The 19,351-nt window shown below is 63.4% G+C and carries 13 protein-coding genes; 11 read left to right on the top strand and 2 right to left on the bottom strand.

Annotation, left to right across the window (positions count from 1 at the left end; all coding sequences use genetic code 11):
• Positions 1-43: 43 nt before the first annotated feature.
• Both M2320_RS16045 and dksA read left to right on the top strand, forming a co-directional pair.
• Positions 44-346 (top strand): hypothetical protein, encoded by a 303-nt coding sequence (locus M2320_RS16045; RefSeq protein WP_264598138.1) that lies wholly within the window; start codon positions 44-46, stop codon positions 344-346.
• Positions 347-469: 123 nt separating this feature from the next.
• On the top strand, positions 470-889 hold the full coding sequence (gene dksA, locus M2320_RS16040) for an RNA polymerase-binding protein DksA (RefSeq protein ID WP_155447150.1): 420 nt from the start codon (positions 470-472) through the stop codon (positions 887-889).
• 232 nt (positions 890-1,121) lie between these two features.
• Here the strand turns inward: dksA and M2320_RS16035 are convergent, their stop codons facing one another.
• Positions 1,122-2,171, bottom strand: coding sequence for a hypothetical protein (locus tag M2320_RS16035; RefSeq protein WP_264598137.1), 1,050 nt, complete (start codon positions 2,169-2,171; stop codon positions 1,122-1,124).
• 244 nt (positions 2,172-2,415) lie between these two features.
• Here M2320_RS16035 and cckA point away from each other — a divergent pair, with 244 nt between their 5' ends.
• From cckA to M2320_RS16020, 3 genes are all read left to right on the top strand, one after another.
• Positions 2,416-4,956 carry a cell cycle histidine kinase CckA gene (gene cckA / locus M2320_RS16030; protein ID WP_264598136.1) on the top strand — a complete coding sequence of 847 codons (2,541 nt, stop codon included), beginning with the start codon at positions 2,416-2,418 and terminating at the stop codon, positions 4,954-4,956.
• 78 nt (positions 4,957-5,034) lie between these two features.
• The gene (locus M2320_RS16025) at positions 5,035-5,790 is read left to right on the top strand and encodes a CDP-diacylglycerol diphosphatase (RefSeq protein ID WP_264598135.1); all 756 of its coding nucleotides are present in this window, start codon (positions 5,035-5,037) and stop codon (positions 5,788-5,790) included.
• 173 nt (positions 5,791-5,963) lie between these two features.
• A complete protein-coding gene (locus M2320_RS16020) occupies positions 5,964-8,189 on the top strand; it encodes a methyl-accepting chemotaxis protein (protein WP_264598134.1) in 2,226 nt (741 codons plus the stop codon).
• A gap of 276 nt (positions 8,190-8,465) precedes the next feature.
• On the opposite strand, the gene M2320_RS16015 is transcribed toward M2320_RS16020, so the two are convergent.
• Entirely contained in the window at positions 8,466-9,434 is a 969-nt protein-coding gene (locus M2320_RS16015; RefSeq protein WP_264598133.1) for a hydrogen peroxide-inducible genes activator, read from the bottom strand.
• A gap of 259 nt (positions 9,435-9,693) precedes the next feature.
• Between M2320_RS16015 and ahpC the strand changes: the two genes are divergently transcribed.
• The 6 genes from ahpC to alaS all read left to right on the top strand — a co-directional run bounded on the left by ahpC (position 9,694) and on the right by alaS (position 19,200).
• A complete protein-coding gene (ahpC, locus tag M2320_RS16010) occupies positions 9,694-10,257 on the top strand; it encodes an alkyl hydroperoxide reductase subunit C (RefSeq protein ID WP_184427183.1) in 564 nt (187 codons plus the stop codon).
• A 119-nt stretch (positions 10,258-10,376) separates the two neighbouring features.
• On the top strand, positions 10,377-11,948 hold the full coding sequence (gene ahpF / locus M2320_RS16005; RefSeq protein ID WP_264598132.1) for an alkyl hydroperoxide reductase subunit F: 1,572 nt from the start codon (positions 10,377-10,379) through the stop codon (positions 11,946-11,948).
• Between the two features lie 80 nt (positions 11,949-12,028).
• Entirely contained in the window at positions 12,029-14,008 is a 1,980-nt protein-coding gene (locus M2320_RS16000) for a patatin-like phospholipase family protein (protein ID WP_264598131.1), read from the top strand.
• A 296-nt stretch (positions 14,009-14,304) separates the two neighbouring features.
• Positions 14,305-15,060: a dimethylarginine dimethylaminohydrolase family protein gene (locus tag M2320_RS15995; protein ID WP_264598130.1), complete on the top strand. Its 756-nt coding sequence runs from the start codon at positions 14,305-14,307 to the stop codon at positions 15,058-15,060.
• Positions 15,061-15,240: 180 nt separating this feature from the next.
• Positions 15,241-16,314 carry a recombinase RecA gene (gene recA, locus M2320_RS15990; RefSeq protein ID WP_264598129.1) on the top strand — a complete coding sequence of 358 codons (1,074 nt, stop codon included), beginning with the start codon at positions 15,241-15,243 and terminating at the stop codon, positions 16,312-16,314.
• 231 nt (positions 16,315-16,545) lie between these two features.
• Positions 16,546-19,200 (top strand): alanine--tRNA ligase, encoded by a 2,655-nt coding sequence (alaS, locus tag M2320_RS15985; RefSeq protein ID WP_264598128.1) that lies wholly within the window; start codon positions 16,546-16,548, stop codon positions 19,198-19,200.
• Positions 19,201-19,351 lie beyond the last annotated feature (151 nt).

The raw sequence follows: 19,351 nt of genomic DNA, 5'->3' as shown, positions 1-19,351 counted from the left end.
TTTTACAAATTACGGCCAAACGGCGCCATGCGGGGGGCAGTCGATGAGCAGCAAGTCCGAACTCGGCGCAATCAATCCGAAGCCGGCCCGCGAAAACAAGCCCCGGGAAAGCAAACAAAGCAAGCTTCTCGCCCTGCTCGCGCCGATTTTCCGCGCCAGTCCGCCGATCCGCGCCAAAACCGTCGCCGCCTCCGGCGCGCTCGACCATGGCGAGCTCGGCTGGACCGTAAGGTTGCGCCGCGGCCACGACCTGCCGCCGCTGCGCCTGTCGATCCTGCCGCAACCCGGCGCCCGGGTGGCGCTGCGGTTCGAGCCTTGCGCGCACGAGCGCAACGAGGGCCTTTGAGGCGAGGCAAGCCGGAAAGGCCAGGCCTTGGCGTTTTTCTCGAGCCCCGGCGCCAGCGCGGATTGTCGCGGCAGACAGCGCGATATATATAGGCCGCGCCTTAGGGTTGGGGAGAATGCAAGCATGGCCGCGGACATTGCAGCGGAGAACTACCGCCCGTCCGACGACGAACCGTTCATGAACGATCGTCAGAAGGAATATTTCCGCAGAAAACTGTTGAAGTGGAAGGACGAAATTCTGCAGGAGGCGCGCGAAACGCTCGCAGCCCTGCAAGCCGAGAGCGAGAATCACGCCGATATCGCCGACCGCGCCTCATCCGAGACCGATCGCGCCATTGAATTGCGCGCCCGCGACCGCCAGCGTAAACTGATCGCCAAGATCGACGCGGCGTTGGCGCGCATTGACGACGGCAGCTACGGCTATTGCGAGGAAACCGGCGATCCGATTTCCTTGAAGCGACTGGACGCCCGGCCCATCGCCACTTTGTCCATCGAGGCGCAGGAACGCCACGAGCGCCGCGAACGCGTCTACCGCGACGATTGAGACATTTTCAGGCGAAATCTTTTTCTTTTGCGCCTGATTTTCCACGAGAGACGCCGCCCCGGTCCCCCGAGGCGGCGTTGTTTTTTCGCGCCTCGGGAGCGCCGCCCTTCTCCCCTTGCGGGAGAAGGTGGCGACATAGGGCGTCGAAAGACGCCCGTCTTTCGACGGGCTATGGCGCCGGATGAGGGTTCGGCCTGGCCGGCGCCATACAAACGCACGGGGTCTCGATTTCTCAGGGTCTCGGCGGACGTCCCAACAGCTTCGCCATTTCCTCTTCCAGCGACTCCAGCGTTTCCGGATCGGGGCGCGGCGGCGGAGCCTGCGGCGCCTCCGGCTCGGGCTTGTGCGGCGGCTCGGGCTGATGCGGCTCGGGCTTGTGCGCTTCAGGGCTATGCGGTTCGAGCTTGGGCGCGAACAGGTCGGGGGCCGGCGGCTCGACCGGGGCCTGCGGTTCAACCGGAAGCGGCGGCGGCTCGAGCGGCGGCGGCGGCGCCGGGGTGCGGCGCGCCAGCGGCGGGATCACGAAGCGCGGCCGTTGCTCGCCGCCCGGCGCCGGGGCGCCGGGAAATCCGGACCCGCCTTGCGGCATACGCGGCGGCAGCGGCGCCCGGAAAGTGGGGCGCGGCGGCGGCGCGAACCGGGACGGCGGCGGCGGGGGCGGCGGCTCGACCGGGGCCGGTTCGGCCTCGGGCTCGGGCGGCGTCAGCGGCGCCGCTTCGAGAGCCGCCTTCAACTCCTGCTCCAGATCGATCTCGGGCAGCTCCTCGAGCTTGGGCTCGGACTCGGGCTCCGGCTTGGCCTGCGGCTTCGGCGCAAACGGCGTCGCGAGCGGAGCAGGCTTGGGCTCGAAGCGGACGACTTCGGGCCGCGGCTCCGGCGCGGGCGCCTCATGCCGGGCCTCGTTCGCGGCGGCCGGCGTCGGGGCGAGCACCAGGCTGGACGGCGGCGACGGCGCGACCTGCGCCGGCTCGAAGCCGCCGCGCGGCGCGCGGGCCTCGGCGCGGACGATGCCGGATTCGACCAGCACGTCATTCGGCCCGCCGATCAGCAGCAGATGTTCGACATTGTCGCGGCGCACCAGCAGCAATTGCCGCTCGCCGTCGAGATCGAAATTCTCGACAAAGCCCAGACGCAGCTGCCGCGAGCGCTCGCCGCTCGGAATCCGGCGACGCAATTCCAGAAGAATCTTCACCATATGCAAGAGCAGAATGACGAAGACGACGAACGCAAGACCGGCGCCGATCCAGGCCACCAGGGGATGGCTACGCAGAAACTCGTCCATTGGCGGCGCATGCTCCTTTGCCACATTTACCCTAAACTATAACGCAGCGTCGGCGCGCCTGCGCGCCAAAGGTTAAAGTTTGGTTAATTTTCGCTGCGGGCCGCAGCAAATTTCCACGAAATCCTCGGCCGGCTTAAGCTGTTATTTGTGATGAATCCTTATAAACTCCAGTCACCCCGTCGCGATTCCGGTGCTTTTTCCGGTTAGCGGCGGCATCGCCCCACCATCCTACGACAGGCCCCGCATGAGCCCAAGTTCCATGCACATCGCCGCGCAGCGGAGCGAACGCGCGGGCCAGCCGATGCTGGTCATGGCGCTGGCCGCCGCCTGCATCGCGATCATGGCGAGCTTTGCCTGGCTGCCCAACGAACAGACCCCGATGCTCCTGCTTGTCCTGTTGCTGAGCCTGGCCTTCGTCGGCGTCCTGGCTCTGGTCGGCTTCGCCGCCGGCTTTCTCCGCACCAACGCGGCGCGCGCCGGCGACGACATCGCCCGGCTCATCGCCGACACCAGTCCCGACGGCCTGCTGGTGACCGAGGGCGAATCCGCGATCCTTTACGCCAATGACGCCTATATGGCGCTGGCCGGGGGAACGGGCGGGCGCAACGGCGGCCCGCGCACCGTCGACCGGCTGTTTTCCGGCGCGCCCGAAGTGGCGGAGCCGCTTTACCGTCTGGCGACCGCCGCGCGCGAAGGAAAACGCTGCGCCGAGGAATTGCGCGTCACCCCCGCCCTGATCGGCGACGCCGAGGTCGCCTGGTACCGGATTCGCGTGCGCCCGCTCGAACGCCCGGACGCCGGCCGGCTGCTCGGCAAGGCGGGCCGCAACGGGCGCAAGCTCGCCCTGTGGACCATCGCCGACGTCACCCGCGAGCGCGAGCGCCACGAAAACGTCTTCCAGGAGCTCCAGCACGCCATCGATTTCCTCGACCACGCCCCCGCCGGCTTCTTCTCGACCGACGCGCGCGGCAATATTTCCTACATGAACGCCACTTTGGCGGACTGGCTGGATTTCGACCTGTCCCAGGTGGGCGCGGGCGGCCTCGCCCTGCGCGACATCGTCGCCGACGATTCCGCCTCGCTGCTGGTGTTCGGCTCCGGGACGCCCAATACGGTGCGCACCGAACAGATCGACCTCGACCTGCGCCGCCGCGACGGCCTGCGCCTGCCCTCGCGCCTGCTGCATCGCGTCGCCTTCGGCGTCGACGGCGCGCCGGGCGCCTCGCGCACCCTGGCGCTCAACCGTTCGCCCGGCGGCGAACCGGCGGAAGAGGCGCGCGCGGCGGAAGTGCGCTTCGCCCGCTTCTTCAACTCCACGCCGATGGCCATCGCCACCGTGGACCGAGCGGGCAAAATCCAGCGCTCCAACGCGGCCTTCGCCAAATTGCTGCCAGGCGCGGCCAGCGTCGGCACGGTTCTGGCCGGCGTCGCCGAAGCCCATCGCGGCGGTCTTCTGCGCGCGGTCCAGGATGCTTCCAGCGGCAGCGAGGACAACGCCCCGATCGATGCGGCGCTCACCGAAACCGGCAAGTCCGCGCGCCTGTTCGTCACCCCCAACGAAGAGAATGGCGAGCGCGGCGCCTCGGTCTTCGTCCTTGACACGACGGAAGAGCGCAACCGCGAGGAGCAGCTGCACCAGTCGCAGAAGATGCAGGCGGTGGGCCAGCTCGCCGGCGGCGTCGCCCATGATTTCAACAACGTGCTCACGGCGATCCTGGGCTATTCCGAACTGCTGCTGGCCAACCACCGGCCGACCGATCCGTCCTTCCAGGACATCATGCAGATCAAGCAGAACGCCAACCGCGCCGCCGGCCTGGTGCGTCAGCTTCTCGCCTTTTCGCGCCGCCAGACGCTTCGCCCGCAAGTGCTGCAACTCGGCGACGTGCTCTCCGACCTGCAAATGCTCACGCGGCGCCTGGTCGGCGAAAAGATCGAGGTCAGCTCCAAACAGGCCCGCGACCTCTGGCTGGTCAAGGCCGACCTCAACCAGTTCGAGCAGGTCATCATGAACCTGATCGTCAACGCCCGCGACGCCATGCCCGACGGCGGCAAGATTTTTCTGCGGGTGAAAAACGTGGCGGCGTCGGAATGCGCGGCCTATGCCTGCAAGCAGCTCCCCGAAGCCGATTATGTCGTGGTCGAGGTCGAGGACACCGGCACCGGCATTCCCGTCGAAATCCGCGACAAGATTTTCGACCCCTTCTTCACCACCAAGGAAGTGGGCAAGGGCACCGGCCTCGGCCTGTCCATGGTCTATGGCATCGTCAAGCAGACCGGCGGCTTCATTTACTGCGATTCCACCATCGGCCGCGGCACCACTTTCCGCATCTTCCTCACCCGCCACATCCCCGGCGTCGAAACCGTCGTCGAGGAGGAAAAGCCGGCGGTCCCTGAGAAAAAGCCCGCCGCGGACCATACCGGCGCCGGCGTCGTCCTGCTGGTCGAGGACGAAGAGGCGGTGCGCTCGTTCGGCGCCCGCGCGCTCAGTTCGCGCGGCTATACCGTGCTCGAGGCGGAAAGCGGCGTCGACGCCCTGCGCGTCGTCGACGAGAACCCCGGACGCATCGACCTTGTCGTCTCCGACGTGGTCATGCCGGAAATGGACGGTCCCACCATGTTCGGAGAATTGCGCAAACGCGGGATCAAGGCGCGGGTGATTTTTGTGTCCGGCTATGCCGAGGACGCGTTTTCGAAAAACCTGCCGGAGGGCGAGGATTTTGGTTTTATGCCGAAACCGTTCACCTTGAAACAACTGATCGAGACGGTGAAGGCCAATATGAAGTAAGGTGAAGCTCCAAACTTTCGCCGGCTTCGCCGTTCAAACTGTCAAGCTCCTCTTTGTCTAAGCCATAGCCCCGACTTCATGCTCCTGCGGTTTCTTCGCCTCTCTTTCCTTCTGTCCTTCCTCGCCGTCGTCGGGCTCGGCGGGCTGGCTTTCTATCGCGTCACCCGCGCCGAGGACGCGCGCGCCAGCGACCGCGGCGATCTCTGGCTGGTCTCGCACAATCTCTGCTCGGCGATGGACCGGCTGACCGGCCTGCCCCTGCCCTGCCTCAAGGTCGATCGCGACGCCGGCTTCATCGTGCTGCGCGCCCCCATGGACCACGCCCGCGTGCTGGTGGTGCCGATCCGCAAGATCCCCGGCATCGAGAGCCCGCTGCTGCTGAAGCCGGACGCGCCCAACCCCTGGGCCTACGCCTGGAGCCAGCGCAGCTATGTCTCCGACGGCGCCGGCAAGCCGCTCGCCTGGGACGATTACGGCCTGGCGATCAATTCCGCCCGCGCGCGCACCCAGGACCAGCTGCACATCCATATTTCCTGCATCGACCCGCGGCTGAAGCGCTATCTCGCCCGCCACCCGCCGCCGCCGCTCGGCAAATGGGCCACCATCGACCTCGCCCCCTGGGCCGACCGCTACCGGATCAAGCGCCTGGACGAGGCCGGGCTGAACCGCGACCCTTTCAAGATCGTCGCCGAGGAATCGCCGGGCGCGCGGAACAATATGGGCGCGCATTCCATCGCATTGGTCGGCTATGGCGACGCCAGCGCGCGGCAATTCGTGCTGCTCGACGCCGGCGGCTACGGCCATGCCGAGGAATTGCTCAACCACAATTGCTGACGATCAGCTCAATTCGCACGTCTTTTGTGCAATTTTCGGCACATCTTTACTGACGCAAGGTCAGCTATACACTCTCTATTTACGTACAAACCGCGCGAAGCCCAACACATTATTCGTCCATTAATTTTATTAAACAATGATGCCTCCGTTCCGTCGCATTTCTGGGGCTCCTTATGCTTGGTCGTTTCAAGATCCGTCACCTGTTGCTCGCCATGGCGCTGGTGTCCGCGCTCGGGTTCGGGGCCGTCCTCGTCAACGTGGTCTGGACTCTCCAGGCGCAAAGCGTGTCCCAGGCGCGGGCGCGCGTCGCCGCGCAGACCGCGCTCGACGCCTCGCAATTCGGCGCGCTGCTGTCGCAGATGCGTCGCAGCGAAAAGGATTTCCTGCTGCGCCACGACGAAGCCGCGGTCGCCGAGCACGCCCAACAGGCGCAGGCGGCGCGCGAAAAATGGCGCGCCCTCGCCGAGGAAGCCAAGCCGCTCGACGATTCCGGGCTGAACCGCGATCTGGCCTCGATCGAAAAGCCCCTCGGGCAATATATCGCCACATTCGCTGATATGGCGGAGACGCTGCGGACCATGGGCCTCACGCCCGACAAGGGCCTCGAAGGCGAATTGCGCGCCGCCGTGCACGAGCTTGAAAAAGCCTTCACCGAACTGGACCGCCCCACGCTGAACGTCAAAGTCCTGACGCTGCGCCGCCATGAGAAGGATTTCATGCTGCGCCGTCAGGACAAATATCTCGCGGCCAACGCCAAGACCGCGCAGGAGCTGAAAACGGCCATCGCCGCCGATGCGGAGCTGGACTCGCAACGGCAAAGGCTCGACGCGCTCGTCGAGGTCTATAGCGCCCGTTTCGAAGCCTGGGCCAAGGCGGCCCAGGCGCTCGAGGCCGTGGAAAAGCGGGTCGTCGAGGATTACACGCGCTGCGAAACCGGGGCCAAGGCCATCATCGCCCGCGCCGACGCGCTCAGCGCGGAAAAATTCGCCGAAAACGAAGCCGAGGCCGCCCATGGCCTTCGCATCCTGATCGCCACCATCGCGCTTGCCCTGACGGCGGCCTTCGCGCTCGCCGTGGCGGTCTGGCGTTATCTCGCGGGATCGCTGGGCCGATTGCACGCCGCCATGGACGCCATCGCCAAGGGAGACACCGCGCTCGACCTGCAAGGCCTCGACTCCGCCAATGAGATCGGCGAAATGGCCCGCTCGGTAAAAGTCTTTCGCGAGAATGCGGAAGCGCGCGCCCGGCTGGAGGACGAGGCCCGCAGCGAGCGGGCGCGCGAGGCGGAGCGCCAGCGCGCGCTCGAACAGATGAGCGCCGGTTTTCGCGCCAGCGTGAACGCCATTGTCGCGACGCTCGGCGCGCGCACCGGCGACATGGACGAGACCGCGAAAAAGCTCGGCTCCGTCGCCGCCCAGGCCAGCGGCGCGGCCGGCGAGGCCCATGACGCCGCCAGCCAGTCCTCGGAAAACATGCAGACGGTGTCGTCGGCGGCGGAGGAGCTGACGTCGTCGATCCAGGAAATCCTCCGCCAGATCGAAGGCATGCGCCATCGCGTCGACCAGACCAGCGCCTCGGCGCGCGACACGGATCGCCACGTCGGCGCGCTGGTCGCCCTGGCCGAAAAGATCGGCGCCATTGTCGAGATCATCCGCGGCATCGCCCAGCAGACCAACATGCTGGCGCTCAACGCGACGATCGAGGCGGCGCGCGCCGGGGAGGCCGGCCGCGGCTTTGCCGTCGTCGCCTCGGAGGTGAAGACATTGGCCGAGCATACGGCGCGGGCCACCGACGAGATCGGCGCGCAGATCGGCGACATTCAGGCGGCGACCAAACAGGCGGAAACCGCGATCCAGGCGATCGCCCGCGCCGCCGAGGACATTGACGCTTTGTCGGGCGCGATCGCCTCCTCGGTCGGCCAGCAGAGCGAAGCCACCGAGGAGATCGCCCGCGCCGTCTCCCGCGCCGCGCAGAGCTCGACGGTGACCAGCGACAACGTCACCCATGCGGCGCGGGTGATCGGCGAGACCAATGTCGAGGCCGGGCGCGTCGCCTCCGTGACGGAAGAACTGGCGAATGCGGGAGCGACGCTGACGCGAACGGTCGAAACGTTTCTGGTCGACCTGACCCGCGACATCAAGGAGCGGCGCAAAGCCCTGCGCCGCCGCTCCACCCAGGCGCTGGTGATTTTCGCCAATGGCGAGAGCGAGGCGGCGCAATTGGTGGATTTGTCCGACGACGGCGCGAAATTCACCGCGTCGGGGCGCCTCAAGACGGGCGACGCCATCACCCTGCAATTCGAGGACGGGACGAAAATGCGCGCCAAGGTGGCGCGCACCGAACCGGGCTTCGCCGCGGCGCAATTTGCCGAAGCCGCGCAGAACCGCGACGCCGCCTGATCGGCAGCCTCGACCCGACTCGCCCCGCTAGAGCGCACGGCTGTCCAGGGAAACAATATTGGTTGGTTTCCCAGCGCGATTTCAACCCAAGAACGTCATGCCCGGGCTTGTCCCGGGCATCCACGCCGGCCCGCCGGGAAAAACCTCCGGCAGTTCGCATTGCGGCGCCGCGTGGATGGCCGGGACGACGCCCGGCCATGATGACATTGAGTTGCATCGCAATGCGGACATTCGCGTCTCTGTAGAACCGACAATTTCCCCGGACAGCCCTGCGCTCTAGCGGGGAGAGGCCGGAAGGTGAGGGGCTGGAGCGCGGGCTTCAGCGACATAGCGTTGCTCCGCGCCATCCGCCAACTCCTGCCGCAGCACGGCGGCAAGGCTGCGGAACAACACCTTTCGATTCGACGACGGCCGCCAGATCAGCGCGATTTTCCGCGCGGCGCCCTCCTCCGCCAGCGGCACCGCCGAAAGGTCCAACCCGCGCAAAATGCCCGACACCACCGCCATTTCCGGAACGAGCGTCACGCCCAGCCCATTGGCGGCCATTTGCACCAAAGTGTGCAGGCTGGTCCCCTGGAATCCGGCGTTGCGCCGCGCCCCCTCCAGCGAGCAGGCGGCGAGCGCATGGTCGCGCAGACAATGGCCCTCCTCCAGCAGCAACAAATCCTCGCCGGCCAGTTCCTGCGGCGGCGCCGTGATGCGCCCGGCGAGCCGGTGGCGCGGCGGACAGACCACATAAAAACGGTCGCTGGCGAATTCCGCGGTCTCCATGTCGTCGCACGGATAGGGCAAGGCGAAAATCGCCGCATCGATCTGCCCGCTCTTCAGCCGCGCCAACAGCTGGGCGCTCTGCTCCTCGCGCAGAAAAACCTTCAGTTCCGAAAATTTCTCCCGGAATATCGGCATGATGCGCGGCGCGAGGAACGGCCCGATGGTCGGGATCACCCCCAGATGCAGCGCGCCGGACAGGGGATCGCGGGCGGAATCGGCGGCCTCGACCAGTTCCTCGGCGTCGCGCAGCAATTTTTGCGCCCGCTCGGCGAGTTCAAGCCCGATGGCGGTCGGAATCACCTTTCGCCGGCTGCGCTCGAGCAAACGCACGCCCAACAGCTCCTCCAGCTCCTGAATGGCGGCGCTCAGCGTGGACTGGCTGACCAGACATTCTTCGGCCGCAGCGGAAAAATGCCGCCGCTCGACAACGGCGACAAGGAAGCGAAGCTGGCGCAGTGTAGGCAGATTCCGCATTTTTGACCTCTCGCTTCGCCCTCTGGGCAAGAGCCACCCAGTAGCCCTCACCCTGAGGAGCTTGCGCAGCAAGCGTCTCGAAGGGCGGGGGCGGTCCACGGATAGCCGAGGAGCGAACCCATCCGTATTATCGTTTTTCTCGATCAATAAAAATCATTTTTTGCATTTTACCCGATCATGGGTTCCGTCTAGTTTGCGTTTGCCGGCGACAAGCCGAGCCCCAGCCGAACGGCGGGATAAACAATTTCGAGGTCGCAAAATGTCGCTCATCAACACTCAAGTGAAACCCTTCAAGGCCACGGCGTTCAAGCAGGGCAAATTCGTTGACATCTCCGAGGCCGATCTCAAGGGCAAATGGTCGGTGTTCTTCTTCTATCCGGCCGATTTCACCTTCGTCTGCCCGACCGAACTCGAGGACCTCGCCGACAGCTATGCCGAATTCCAAAAGCTCGGCGTGGAAATCTACGGCGTCTCCACCGACACCCATTTCTGCCACAAGGCCTGGCATGACACCTCCGCCGCCATCAAGAAGATCAACTACTTCCTGGTCGGCGACCCCACCCACGTCATTTCCCGCAACTTCGACGTGCTGATCGAGGAAGCCGGCCTCGCCGACCGCGGCACGTTCGTGGTCGACCCCGACGGCAAGATCGCCATCCTCGAAATCAGCGCCGGCGGCGTCGGCCGCGACGCCAAGGAGCTGCTGCGCAAGATCAAGGCGGTCCAGTATGTCGCCAGCCATCCTGGCGAAGTCTGCCCGGCCAAGTGGAAGGAAGGCGAAAAGACCCTCGCCCCCTCGCTCGACCTGGTCGGCAAGATCTGATCGACTGAAATTCCAGAGCCGCGGTCTCCCCTCTCCTGCGGCGCTGAGAACCCCCGGGCCATGGCCCGGGGGCCTTTTTATCCAAGAAGAAAACGCGAAAAACTTTTGGAGACTGGACCATGCTGGACGACGCCATCAAGACCCAATTGCGCGCCTATTTCGAGCGGATCGTCTCCCCGATCACCCTCACCGCGACGCTGGGCGCCGACGAAAAATCGCAAGAGATGCGGGCGCTGCTCGAAGACCTCAAGGCCCAGTCGGACAAGATCACGCTCAAGCTCGACGGCGCCGACCCCCGCGTCCCCAGCTTTGGAATCGCCCGCGATGGCGAGACGCCGCGCGTGACTTTTGCCGGCCTGCCCATGGGCCATGAATTCAACTCTCTGATTCTCGCCGTGCTCCATGTCGGCGGCTACGCGGCCAAGGAATCGCCTGACGCCATCGAACAGGCCAAAAGCCTCCAGGGCGAGTTCGCCTTCGAAACCTTCTTCTCGCTCTCCTGCCAGAACTGCCCCGACGTGGTGCAGGCGCTGAACCTGCTCGCCTCCCTGAATCCGCGCGTCAAACATGTGGCGATCGACGGCGCGCTGTTCCCGGCCGAAGTCGAAGCCCGAAAAATCATGGCTGTGCCGGCCATTTACCTCAACGGCGAACCTTTTGGTCAGGGCCGCATGGGTTTTGAGGAAATCCTGGCGAAACTCGACGTCAACGCCGGCGCCAGAGCCGCCGAAAAGCTCGCGGACAAAAAACCCTTTGACGTGCTGGTGGTCGGCGGCGGCCCGGCCGGCGCGGCGGCGGCGATCTATGCGGCGCGCAAAGGCATCGCCACCGGCGTGCTCGCGGAGCGCTTCGGCGGCCAGGTCCTGGACACGATGGCGATCGAAAACTTCATCTCCGTCCCGCACACCGAAGGCCCCAAACTGGCTGCGGCGCTGGAACAGCACGTCAAATCCTATGACGTCGACGTGATGAACCTGCAAAGAGCGTCAAAACTGATCCCGGCCGGCGCCGACGGCCTGGTCGGCGTGCAACTGGAGAACGGCGCGACGCTCTCGGCAAAAACCGTGATCTTGTCGACCGGCGCGCGCTGGCGCTCGATGAACGTGCCGGGCGAACAGGACTATCGCAACAAGGGCGTGGCCTATTGCCCGCATTGCGACGGCCCGCTGTTCAAGGGCAAGCGCGTGGCGGTGATCGGCGGCGGCAATTCCGGCGTCGAGGCGGCCATCGACCTCGCCGGCATTGTCGCGCATGTCACGCTGATCGAGTTCGACGCGCAATTGCGCGCCGACGCGGTGCTGCAAGCCAAGCTGCGCTCGCTGAAGAACGTCGACGTGCTCGTCTCCGCCCAGACCACGGAAGTCCATGGCGACGGCGAAAAGGTGGTCGGCCTCTCCTACAAGGACCGAAAGACCGGCGCCGCGCAAAAACTCGAGCTCGAAGGCATTTTCGTGCAGATCGGCCTGGTCCCCAACACCGAATGGCTGAAGGGAACGGTTTCGCTGTCGCCGCGCGGCGAGATCGAGGTGGACGCGCGCGGCGCGACCTCGCTGCCGGGCGTGTTTGCGGCCGGCGATTGCACGACCTCGCCGTACAAGCAGATCATCATCGCCATGGGCGACGGGGCGAAATCGGCGCTGTCCGCCTTCGACCACCTGATCCGCATGGCCCCCCAAGCCGAAGCCGCGTGATCGCCGCAAGCGACTTCGACTTGACAATACGTAATCGACGACGTCTGTTCGTGCTCAATTGCGAACTGACTCACATTCACATGACTCACTGGAAACCGGATCCGAATTTTATTCTGCGCGCTGCTCTCGTGTTTCAGGGAGGGGGAATTCGTGGCTTGTTCTTTCCAGGCCATGTCGTCGGTTTGTCGCGGAATCGTGTGGACAAGATCATTGCTCTCGGCGGCGCGTCCGCCGGGGCGCTCGTGGCCATTGGCCTTTGGTCAGGCCTGGGACCTCGAGAGCTAATTGAGTTCATCAAATCGCGGTCAAACCGGTTTTTTGGACTTTTTCCTGCAATGTTATCGCTCGGAGATTTTTTACATCTCGTCGTGAGCTATATCCTTATATTACCAGCAGTTTTAATCGCAAATACCACTTTGAGCCTTGTTGGTTGGGTAATAAACACATTTTGTATTGTCTCGTTCGGCTCGAACAATAATTTTCGCTCGCCGTCACTCAATGCGAACCTTGGCTGCCCTGGCGTAAAATTCGAGCGCTTTATCAATGACATGGTTTGGTATGGCCTCGAGCGGAGACACATACATAAAGATTTGGTTCACGACATACATCCAGATGCTAAACATCTAACTTTGAGGCAGATCGCAGAAGTAGTTGTTTGGATTCGAACGGTAAATGCAATTTCTTCTTTTGAACATAATGACTTTCAACTTGCGCTCGACGGATACCCCCAGCTGGAGGCTTACAAAAACAAGAAGTCTATCAAATTCACCCCCGATCTTGAAAGAAAAAACAATATTTTTGACCTGATTTATGATCAACCTACAGCTACTGACGCCTACTTTTTACCTTTCTTTCTTACCGCAGCATGTGTCGATTGCGCAGAGTTACTTATTGTCAACAACCTCGAAGAACGTTTCCTCGATATTCCATTATCTCGTTTGGTTCGGGTTTCAGCTGGTCATCCTCTGGTATTTTGGCCAAAACGATTGTCACCTCGCGGAGATGCCTGGAAAACGAAACGGTACTCAGATGGCGGCATTCTTCTGAATTTCCCAGCAGCGAAACTCAACAGCGAACTAAGAAGAATCCTGAGCGATCCCGAGATTGATGCTGATGAGTTTCGAGACCTCAAAACGTCCAGCTTCGTCACAATCGGCTTAGCCACGAAGGACTCGGACTCCTCGGCAACTTACATGAGGAAACTCTGGCATCTTGTTAGTGGAGACGCCAAGAATAGCGTCGAAATGGCACAAGCTAACGACTTGCCTTATTTTGCATTGCTCGAGCAAGATACATCAGATCAGCCACACTATTTGCGATTTGACAAGGTATGCCGTAAGCTTATCGAGGAGATTTACACAAAATCCGTTGATCACGCTTGCGCCTTTGGCACGAGATCGACCGTTGAATTGGCGCCTTTTCGCGCGATTATCGATGATATATTTTCGCGAATTCACTCCACTGTTCTTAAACGGATGAACGGCTCGAAAGACGATTACGTTAGAGTTATACTGTGCGTAGACACGGACCTGAACCGTAATTCAATCGATGCCCCCGCAATATTGTGCTACGAGTGCCGTCAATGTGTATCACAAAGCCGGAATGTTTCAATCATTAAGCTGTACGAAGAACTTGTCGGAATCATTCGGAATTCTGGAATTCCCGCTTACTGCCGCATGGACTTGATGCAAACCGTGCGTCAATCGGACCCTACCCACCTAAGTTGCGACGCAAGCAGGATTGTCAATAATAGGCCAAATTTTTGCTTTGTATTACCCGTTTTTGATTATCATTTCACAACAATCGAGCCACGTGATGTCAAGAGAGTCCCAACCGATGGTTATGACGACTTTCTCTATCTTTTCGACACCGGAGCTTCGGGCCTCGTGCATGCTGTTCTCTTAATTGACGGGAGCATAGCTTTTGCTAACCATGATTTTGACGAAACTGTGAATTACATCATAGAGCAATCCTTGATACAAACGCTTGAGCGGCATGCGTTAGAGTTAAGTAGCGTCATGGAACAGGCAATTAAATCTAAGCTAAACGGAACTATTTAGGGGAGGTGAACATGCCAATCGATCGTCCGCATCAACTATCAGAAGCTGCCCGAGCGGAGATCGCACGTCGCACAGAGGAACGGCTGAAATCACCGGCGAGCAAGCGGGGAGTCGTCGACGCGCGTGACGCATCGGAAGCGGCATCCGTCCGTGGCGACGCATGGAGAGCGAAACTAAAGGAAAAGGTTGCGAGTAGTTGTTGATGCCGATGGTGTCAGCCTTGTGGTACGGGTTTGAGAAGCTGCCGTCTCTTTAGTCGCTCCCGGTTCCTGATGTGCCCGCCGGATTTTTTCGGCGTGTCCTATGTCATCAATCCCTGGATGGAGGGCCAGCAGGGCCACACCCAGCCTGAGGCCGCGCAAGCGCAATGGACCGCGCTGAAAAACCTGATCGCGCGCAAGGCCGACATCAGCCTGATCGCGCCGCAGGCCGGCCTGCCCGACATGGTCTTCACCGCCAACGCCGGCCTGGCGCTGGACGGCAAAGTCCTGCTCAGCCGCTTCCGCTGTCCGCAGCGCCGGGGCGAAGAAATCTTTTGGCGCGCCTGGTTTGAAAAAGCCGGCTTTGAAGTGATCGAGCCAGCCTTAGAGTTCGAAGGCGCCGGCGACGCGCTCGTCGACGAGGCGCGCGATCTCATTTGGCTTGGCCATGGCTTTCGCTCGGACGCGCGGATGGCGCCCGCGCTGACCAAACTCTTCGGCCGTGAAACCGCGCCCCTGCGCCTGATCGACCCGCGCTTCTACCATCTCGACACCTGCTTGTGCCCGCTGCCGGGCGGCGCCCTGCTCTATTATCCCGCCGCCTTCGACAAGGCGTCGCAGGAGGCGATCGCCGCGCGCGTCCCGCCCGAACAGCGCATCGCCGTCGAGGAGGCCGACGCGACGCGATTCTGCTGCAACGCCGTGGCGCTCGACGACATGCTGCTGCTCAACGACGCCAGCCCCGCGCTCGAGCAGAAGGTTCAGGCGCAGGGCCTGACGCTCGCGCGCGCGCCGCTCACCCAGTTCATGAAAGCCGGCGGCGCCGCCAAGTGCCTGACCTTGCGCCTTTAAATTCCTCCGCGCGCCACAGCGCGCGTGAACCCGTCGCGCGAGCCCGCAACCGCCGGGTGGCCGCGGCGCACAACCTTGAACGCGAACAAAAAAAGAACTTGCGAACCAGAACAAACGCTGTACATTGCCCTGAACAGCGGTTGCGTCAGCCGCGTCAAACATGCCAGAAGGGTCAGTCCGATGTCGCAAGCGAATCTTCGCCTCGTGGAAGGAACCTCCGTGGACAAGACCAAGGCCCTTGACGCCGCCCTGTCGCAGATCGAACGCGCTTTTGGCAAAGGCTCGATCATGCGGCTCGGCAAGAACCAGCCGGCCACGGAAATCGAGACCATTTCGACGGGCTCCCTCGGGCTCGACATTGCGCTCGGCGTCGGCGGCCTGCCGCGCGGCCGAATCATCGAAATCTACGGCCCGGAATCCTCGGGTAAAACCACGCTCGCCCTGCACACGATCGCGGAAGCGCAAAAGAAGGGCGGGGTTTGCGCTTTTGTCGACGCCGAACACGCGCTCGACCCGGTCTATGCCCGCAAACTCGGCGTGCAGCTCGACGACCTCCTGATTTCCCAGCCCGACACCGGCGAGCAGGCGCTGGAAATCACCGACACCCTGGTCCGCTCCGGCGCAATCGACGTGCTAGTGGTGGATTCGGTCGCGGCTCTCGTGCCCCGCGCGGAGATCGACGGCGAAATGGGCGACGTCCAGCCCGGCCTCCAGGCCCGCCTGATGAGCCAGGCGCTGCGCAAACTCACCGCTTCGATCTCCAAATCCCGGACCATGGTGATCTTCATCAACCAGATCCGCATGAAGATCGGTGTGATGTATGGCTCGCCCGAAACCACGACCGGCGGCAATGCGCTGAAATTCTATGCGTCCGTGCGCCTCGACATCCGCCGCATCGGCGCGATCAAGGATCGGGAAGAAGTTACGGGCAACCAGACGCGCGTAAAGGTGGTGAAGAACAAGGTGGCGCCGCCGTTCAAACAGGTCGAATTCGACATCATGTATGGCGAAGGCGTCTCGAAAATGGGCGAGTTGATCGACCTCGGCGTCAAGGCGGGCGTGGTCGAAAAATCCGGCGCCTGGTTCTCCTTCGACAGCCAGCGCCTCGGCCAGGGCCGCGAGAACGCCAAGGCGTTTTTGCGCGCGAACCCGGACGCCGCCGCGCGCATCGAACAGACCATTCGCGAGAACGCCGGCCTGATCGCCGAAAAAATTCTGGAGAACGCCGACCCGTCCTCCGCCGACGACGAATAGGCCATCCCCAAAAGTCCGAGCCGACGCCCACAAGCGTCGGCTTTTCCATCTTTCCGGGGGCGCAATTTCCCACTCCCACGCTCACCGCCCTGAACCGCCAGCAAATCCCGCCCATGCGCGGCCGCGCCCCTCTCGACTTAAGGACGCCCCTCCATTAGATAGAGCCGCTTGCCATCCGTTCCGCCCGGCGCGACGTTGAGGCAAGTCGGAAAGCAAAGGTTTGGGCAGTCCATGAGCGGCGTCAACGAGATACGGTCGGCATTTCTGGATCATTTCGCCAAGCACGGCCACACCAAGGTCGAATCCGCGCCCCTGGTGCCGCGCAACGACCCGACCCTGATGTTCACCAATGCGGGCATGGTGCCGTTCAAGAACGTCTTTACCGGCGCGGAAAAACGCGACTATGTGCGCGCCACCTCGTCGCAGAAATGCGTGCGCGCCGGCGGCAAGCACAACGATCTCGACAATGTCGGCTACACCGCCCGCCACCACACCTTCTTTGAAATGCTGGGCAATTTCTCGTTCGGCGACTATTTCAAGGAACAGGCCATCGCGCTGGCCTGGGAGCTGATCATCAAGGATTTCGGTCTGCCGAAGGACCGCCTGCTGGTCACCGTCTACCATGACGACGACGAAGCCTTCGGCCTGTGGAAGAAGATCGCCGGCTTTTCCGACGACCGGATCATCCGCATCCCCACCTCCGACAATTTCTGGTCGATGGGCGACACCGGCCCCTGCGGCCCCTGCTCCGAGATTTTCTACGACCAGGGCGAGGCGCTGGCGGGCGGCCCGCCCGGCAGCCCCGACGAGGACGGCGACCGCTTCCTCGAATTCTGGAACCTGGTGTTCATGCAATATGAGCAGGTGGCGCCCGGCCAGCGCGTCCCCCTGCCCCGCCCCTCCATCGACACCGGCATGGGCCTGGAGCGCATCGCCGCGCTGATGCAGGGCGTGCACTCCAATTTCGACATCGACATGTTCCGCGCGCTGATCCGCGCCGTCGCCGACGCCACCGGCGTCGAGCCCGGCGGCCAGATGGGCGCGAGCCACCGCATCATCGCCGACCATTTGCGCGCCTCCGCCTTCCTGGTCGCCGACGGCGTCCTGCCGTCCAACGAAGGCCGCGGCTATGTGCTGCGCCGGATCATGCGCCGCGCCATGCGCCACGCGCAATTGCTGGGCGCCCGCGATCCCCTGATGTGGCGCCTGGTCCCGGCGCTGGTGCGCGAAATGGGCGCCGCCTATCCGGAACTGGTCCGGGCGCAAGCCCTGATCGAGGAAACGCTGAAGCTGGAAGAAACCCGGTTCCGCACCACCCTCGCGCGCGGCCTCTCCATCCTCGATGAAGAAGCCCGTGACCTCACCGCGGGACAAAACCTTAACGGCGAAGTCGCCTTCAAGCTCTACGACACCTACGGCTTCCCGCTCGACCTCACCCAAGAAGCCCTGCGCGCGCGCAAGATCGGCGTGGACAAGGAAGCTTTCGACGCCGCCATGGCCCGCCAAAAGGCCGAGGCGCGCAAAAGCTGGTCGGGCTCCGGCGAGGCCGCCACCGAAACCATCTGGTTCGCCGTCAAGGACCGCGTCGGCGCCACCGACTTTTTGGGTTACGAGACCGAGCGCGCCGAGGGCGTGGTGGTCTCGCTGGTGCGCGACGGCGCCGAGCAGACAAAATTGTCGGCGGGCGAAAAGGGGTTTGTCATCCTCAACCAGACGCCCTTCTACGCGGAATCCGGCGGCCAGGTCGGCGACACCGGAATTCTCCATGCGGCCGGCGTGAAATTCCGCGTCGACAACACCTGGAAAAAAGTCGGCGATCTCTTCGTCCACGAGGGCGAGGTTCTGGAAGGCGCCTTTGAAGTCGGCGCCGCGCTGGAGCTCGAGGTCGACATCGAGCGCCGCGCCGCCATCCGCGCCAACCATTCCGCCACCCACCTCTTGCACGAAGCGCTTCGGCAAGTCCTGGGCGATCACGTGGCGCAAAAAGGCTCGCTGGTCGCCGCCGACCGGTTGCGCTTCGATTTCGCCCATCCCAAGCCGGTCACCGACCAGGAACTGGCGGAAGTCGAGGAAATCGCCAATCGTGTGATTCTGGAAAATGCGGCGGTCGAAACCCGTCTCATGGACCAGGAGCAGGCGATCAAATCCGGCGCCCGCGCTTTGTTCGGCGAAAAATACGGCGACGAGGTCCGCGTGGTCTCGATGGGCCACGGCGACCGCCACGCCTTTTCCGTGGAACTGTGCGGCGGCACCCATGTTCGCCGCACCGGCGACATTGGTCTGGTCTCGATCGTCGGCCGCAGCGCCGTCGCCGCCGGCGTCCAGCGCATCGAAGCGAAAACGGCCATCGGCGCCCGCAAACATCTCAATGCCGAAGCGCGCGTGCTGCGCGATCTCTCGGGCCTGCTCCGCGCGCCCGTGGAGGACGCCTCCGAGCGCCTCGCCGCCCTGCTGGAAGAGCGCAAAAAGCTCGAGCGTGAACTGACCGACGCCCGCAAAAAGCTGGCGATGAGCGGCGGCGCCTCCGCCGAACAGCCGGTCAAGGAAATCGGCGGCATCAAATTCTTCTCGCGCGCCGTCACCGGCGTCGAGATGAAGGATCTGAAATCGCTCGCCGACGAGGCCAAGCAATCCGTCGGCTCCGGCATTGTCGCCATTGTCGGCGTGTCCGACGACGGCCGCGCCGGCGTGGTGGTGGCGGTGACGCCCGATCTCACGCAGAAATTCAACGCGGTGGATTTCGTCCGCCTGGCCTCGGAAAAACTCGGCGGCAAGGGCGGCGGCGGCCGTCCCGACATGGCGCAAGCCGGTGGCCCCGACGGCGCAGCCGCCGACGCCGCCCTGGCGGCGGTGGCGCAAGCGGTGGAGCAACGCGCCGGCGCCTGAGCGCGCCTCCTTCTCCCGCAAGGGGAAAAGGCGGCGTCGCAGGTTTCGTTAAAGCATCTAGAGCGGATTCGACTTAATCCGGATCATATCCTGCTGCGGCGAAGAAATTGGCGCACTCTTGCGGCGTGAAAGCTGACAGGAGCGCGCCTAT

It is taken from the genome of Rhodoblastus acidophilus (assembly GCF_025961575.1).
Taxonomy (GTDB): Bacteria; Pseudomonadota; Alphaproteobacteria; order Rhizobiales; family Beijerinckiaceae; genus Rhodoblastus; species Rhodoblastus acidophilus_C.
This window is presented reverse-complemented; position numbering and strand designations above follow the sequence as displayed.

Coding starts and splice junctions, on each gene's coding strand:
- M2320_RS16045 (WP_264598138.1), top strand. CDS start 44: ATGAGCAGCAAGTCCGAACTCGGCGCAATCAATCCGAAGCCGGCCCGC.
- dksA (WP_155447150.1), top strand. CDS start 470: ATGGCCGCGGACATTGCAGCGGAGAACTACCGCCCGTCCGACGACGAA.
- M2320_RS16035 (WP_264598137.1), bottom strand. CDS start 2,171: ATGGACGAGTTTCTGCGTAGCCATCCCCTGGTGGCCTGGATCGGCGCC.
- cckA (WP_264598136.1), top strand. CDS start 2,416: ATGAGCCCAAGTTCCATGCACATCGCCGCGCAGCGGAGCGAACGCGCG.
- M2320_RS16025 (WP_264598135.1), top strand. CDS start 5,035: ATGCTCCTGCGGTTTCTTCGCCTCTCTTTCCTTCTGTCCTTCCTCGCC.
- M2320_RS16020 (WP_264598134.1), top strand. CDS start 5,964: ATGCTTGGTCGTTTCAAGATCCGTCACCTGTTGCTCGCCATGGCGCTG.
- M2320_RS16015 (WP_264598133.1), bottom strand. CDS start 9,434: ATGCGGAATCTGCCTACACTGCGCCAGCTTCGCTTCCTTGTCGCCGTT.
- ahpC (WP_184427183.1), top strand. CDS start 9,694: ATGTCGCTCATCAACACTCAAGTGAAACCCTTCAAGGCCACGGCGTTC.
- ahpF (WP_264598132.1), top strand. CDS start 10,377: ATGCTGGACGACGCCATCAAGACCCAATTGCGCGCCTATTTCGAGCGG.
- M2320_RS16000 (WP_264598131.1), top strand. CDS start 12,029: ATGACTCACTGGAAACCGGATCCGAATTTTATTCTGCGCGCTGCTCTC.
- recA (WP_264598129.1), top strand. CDS start 15,241: ATGTCGCAAGCGAATCTTCGCCTCGTGGAAGGAACCTCCGTGGACAAG.
- alaS (WP_264598128.1), top strand. CDS start 16,546: ATGAGCGGCGTCAACGAGATACGGTCGGCATTTCTGGATCATTTCGCC.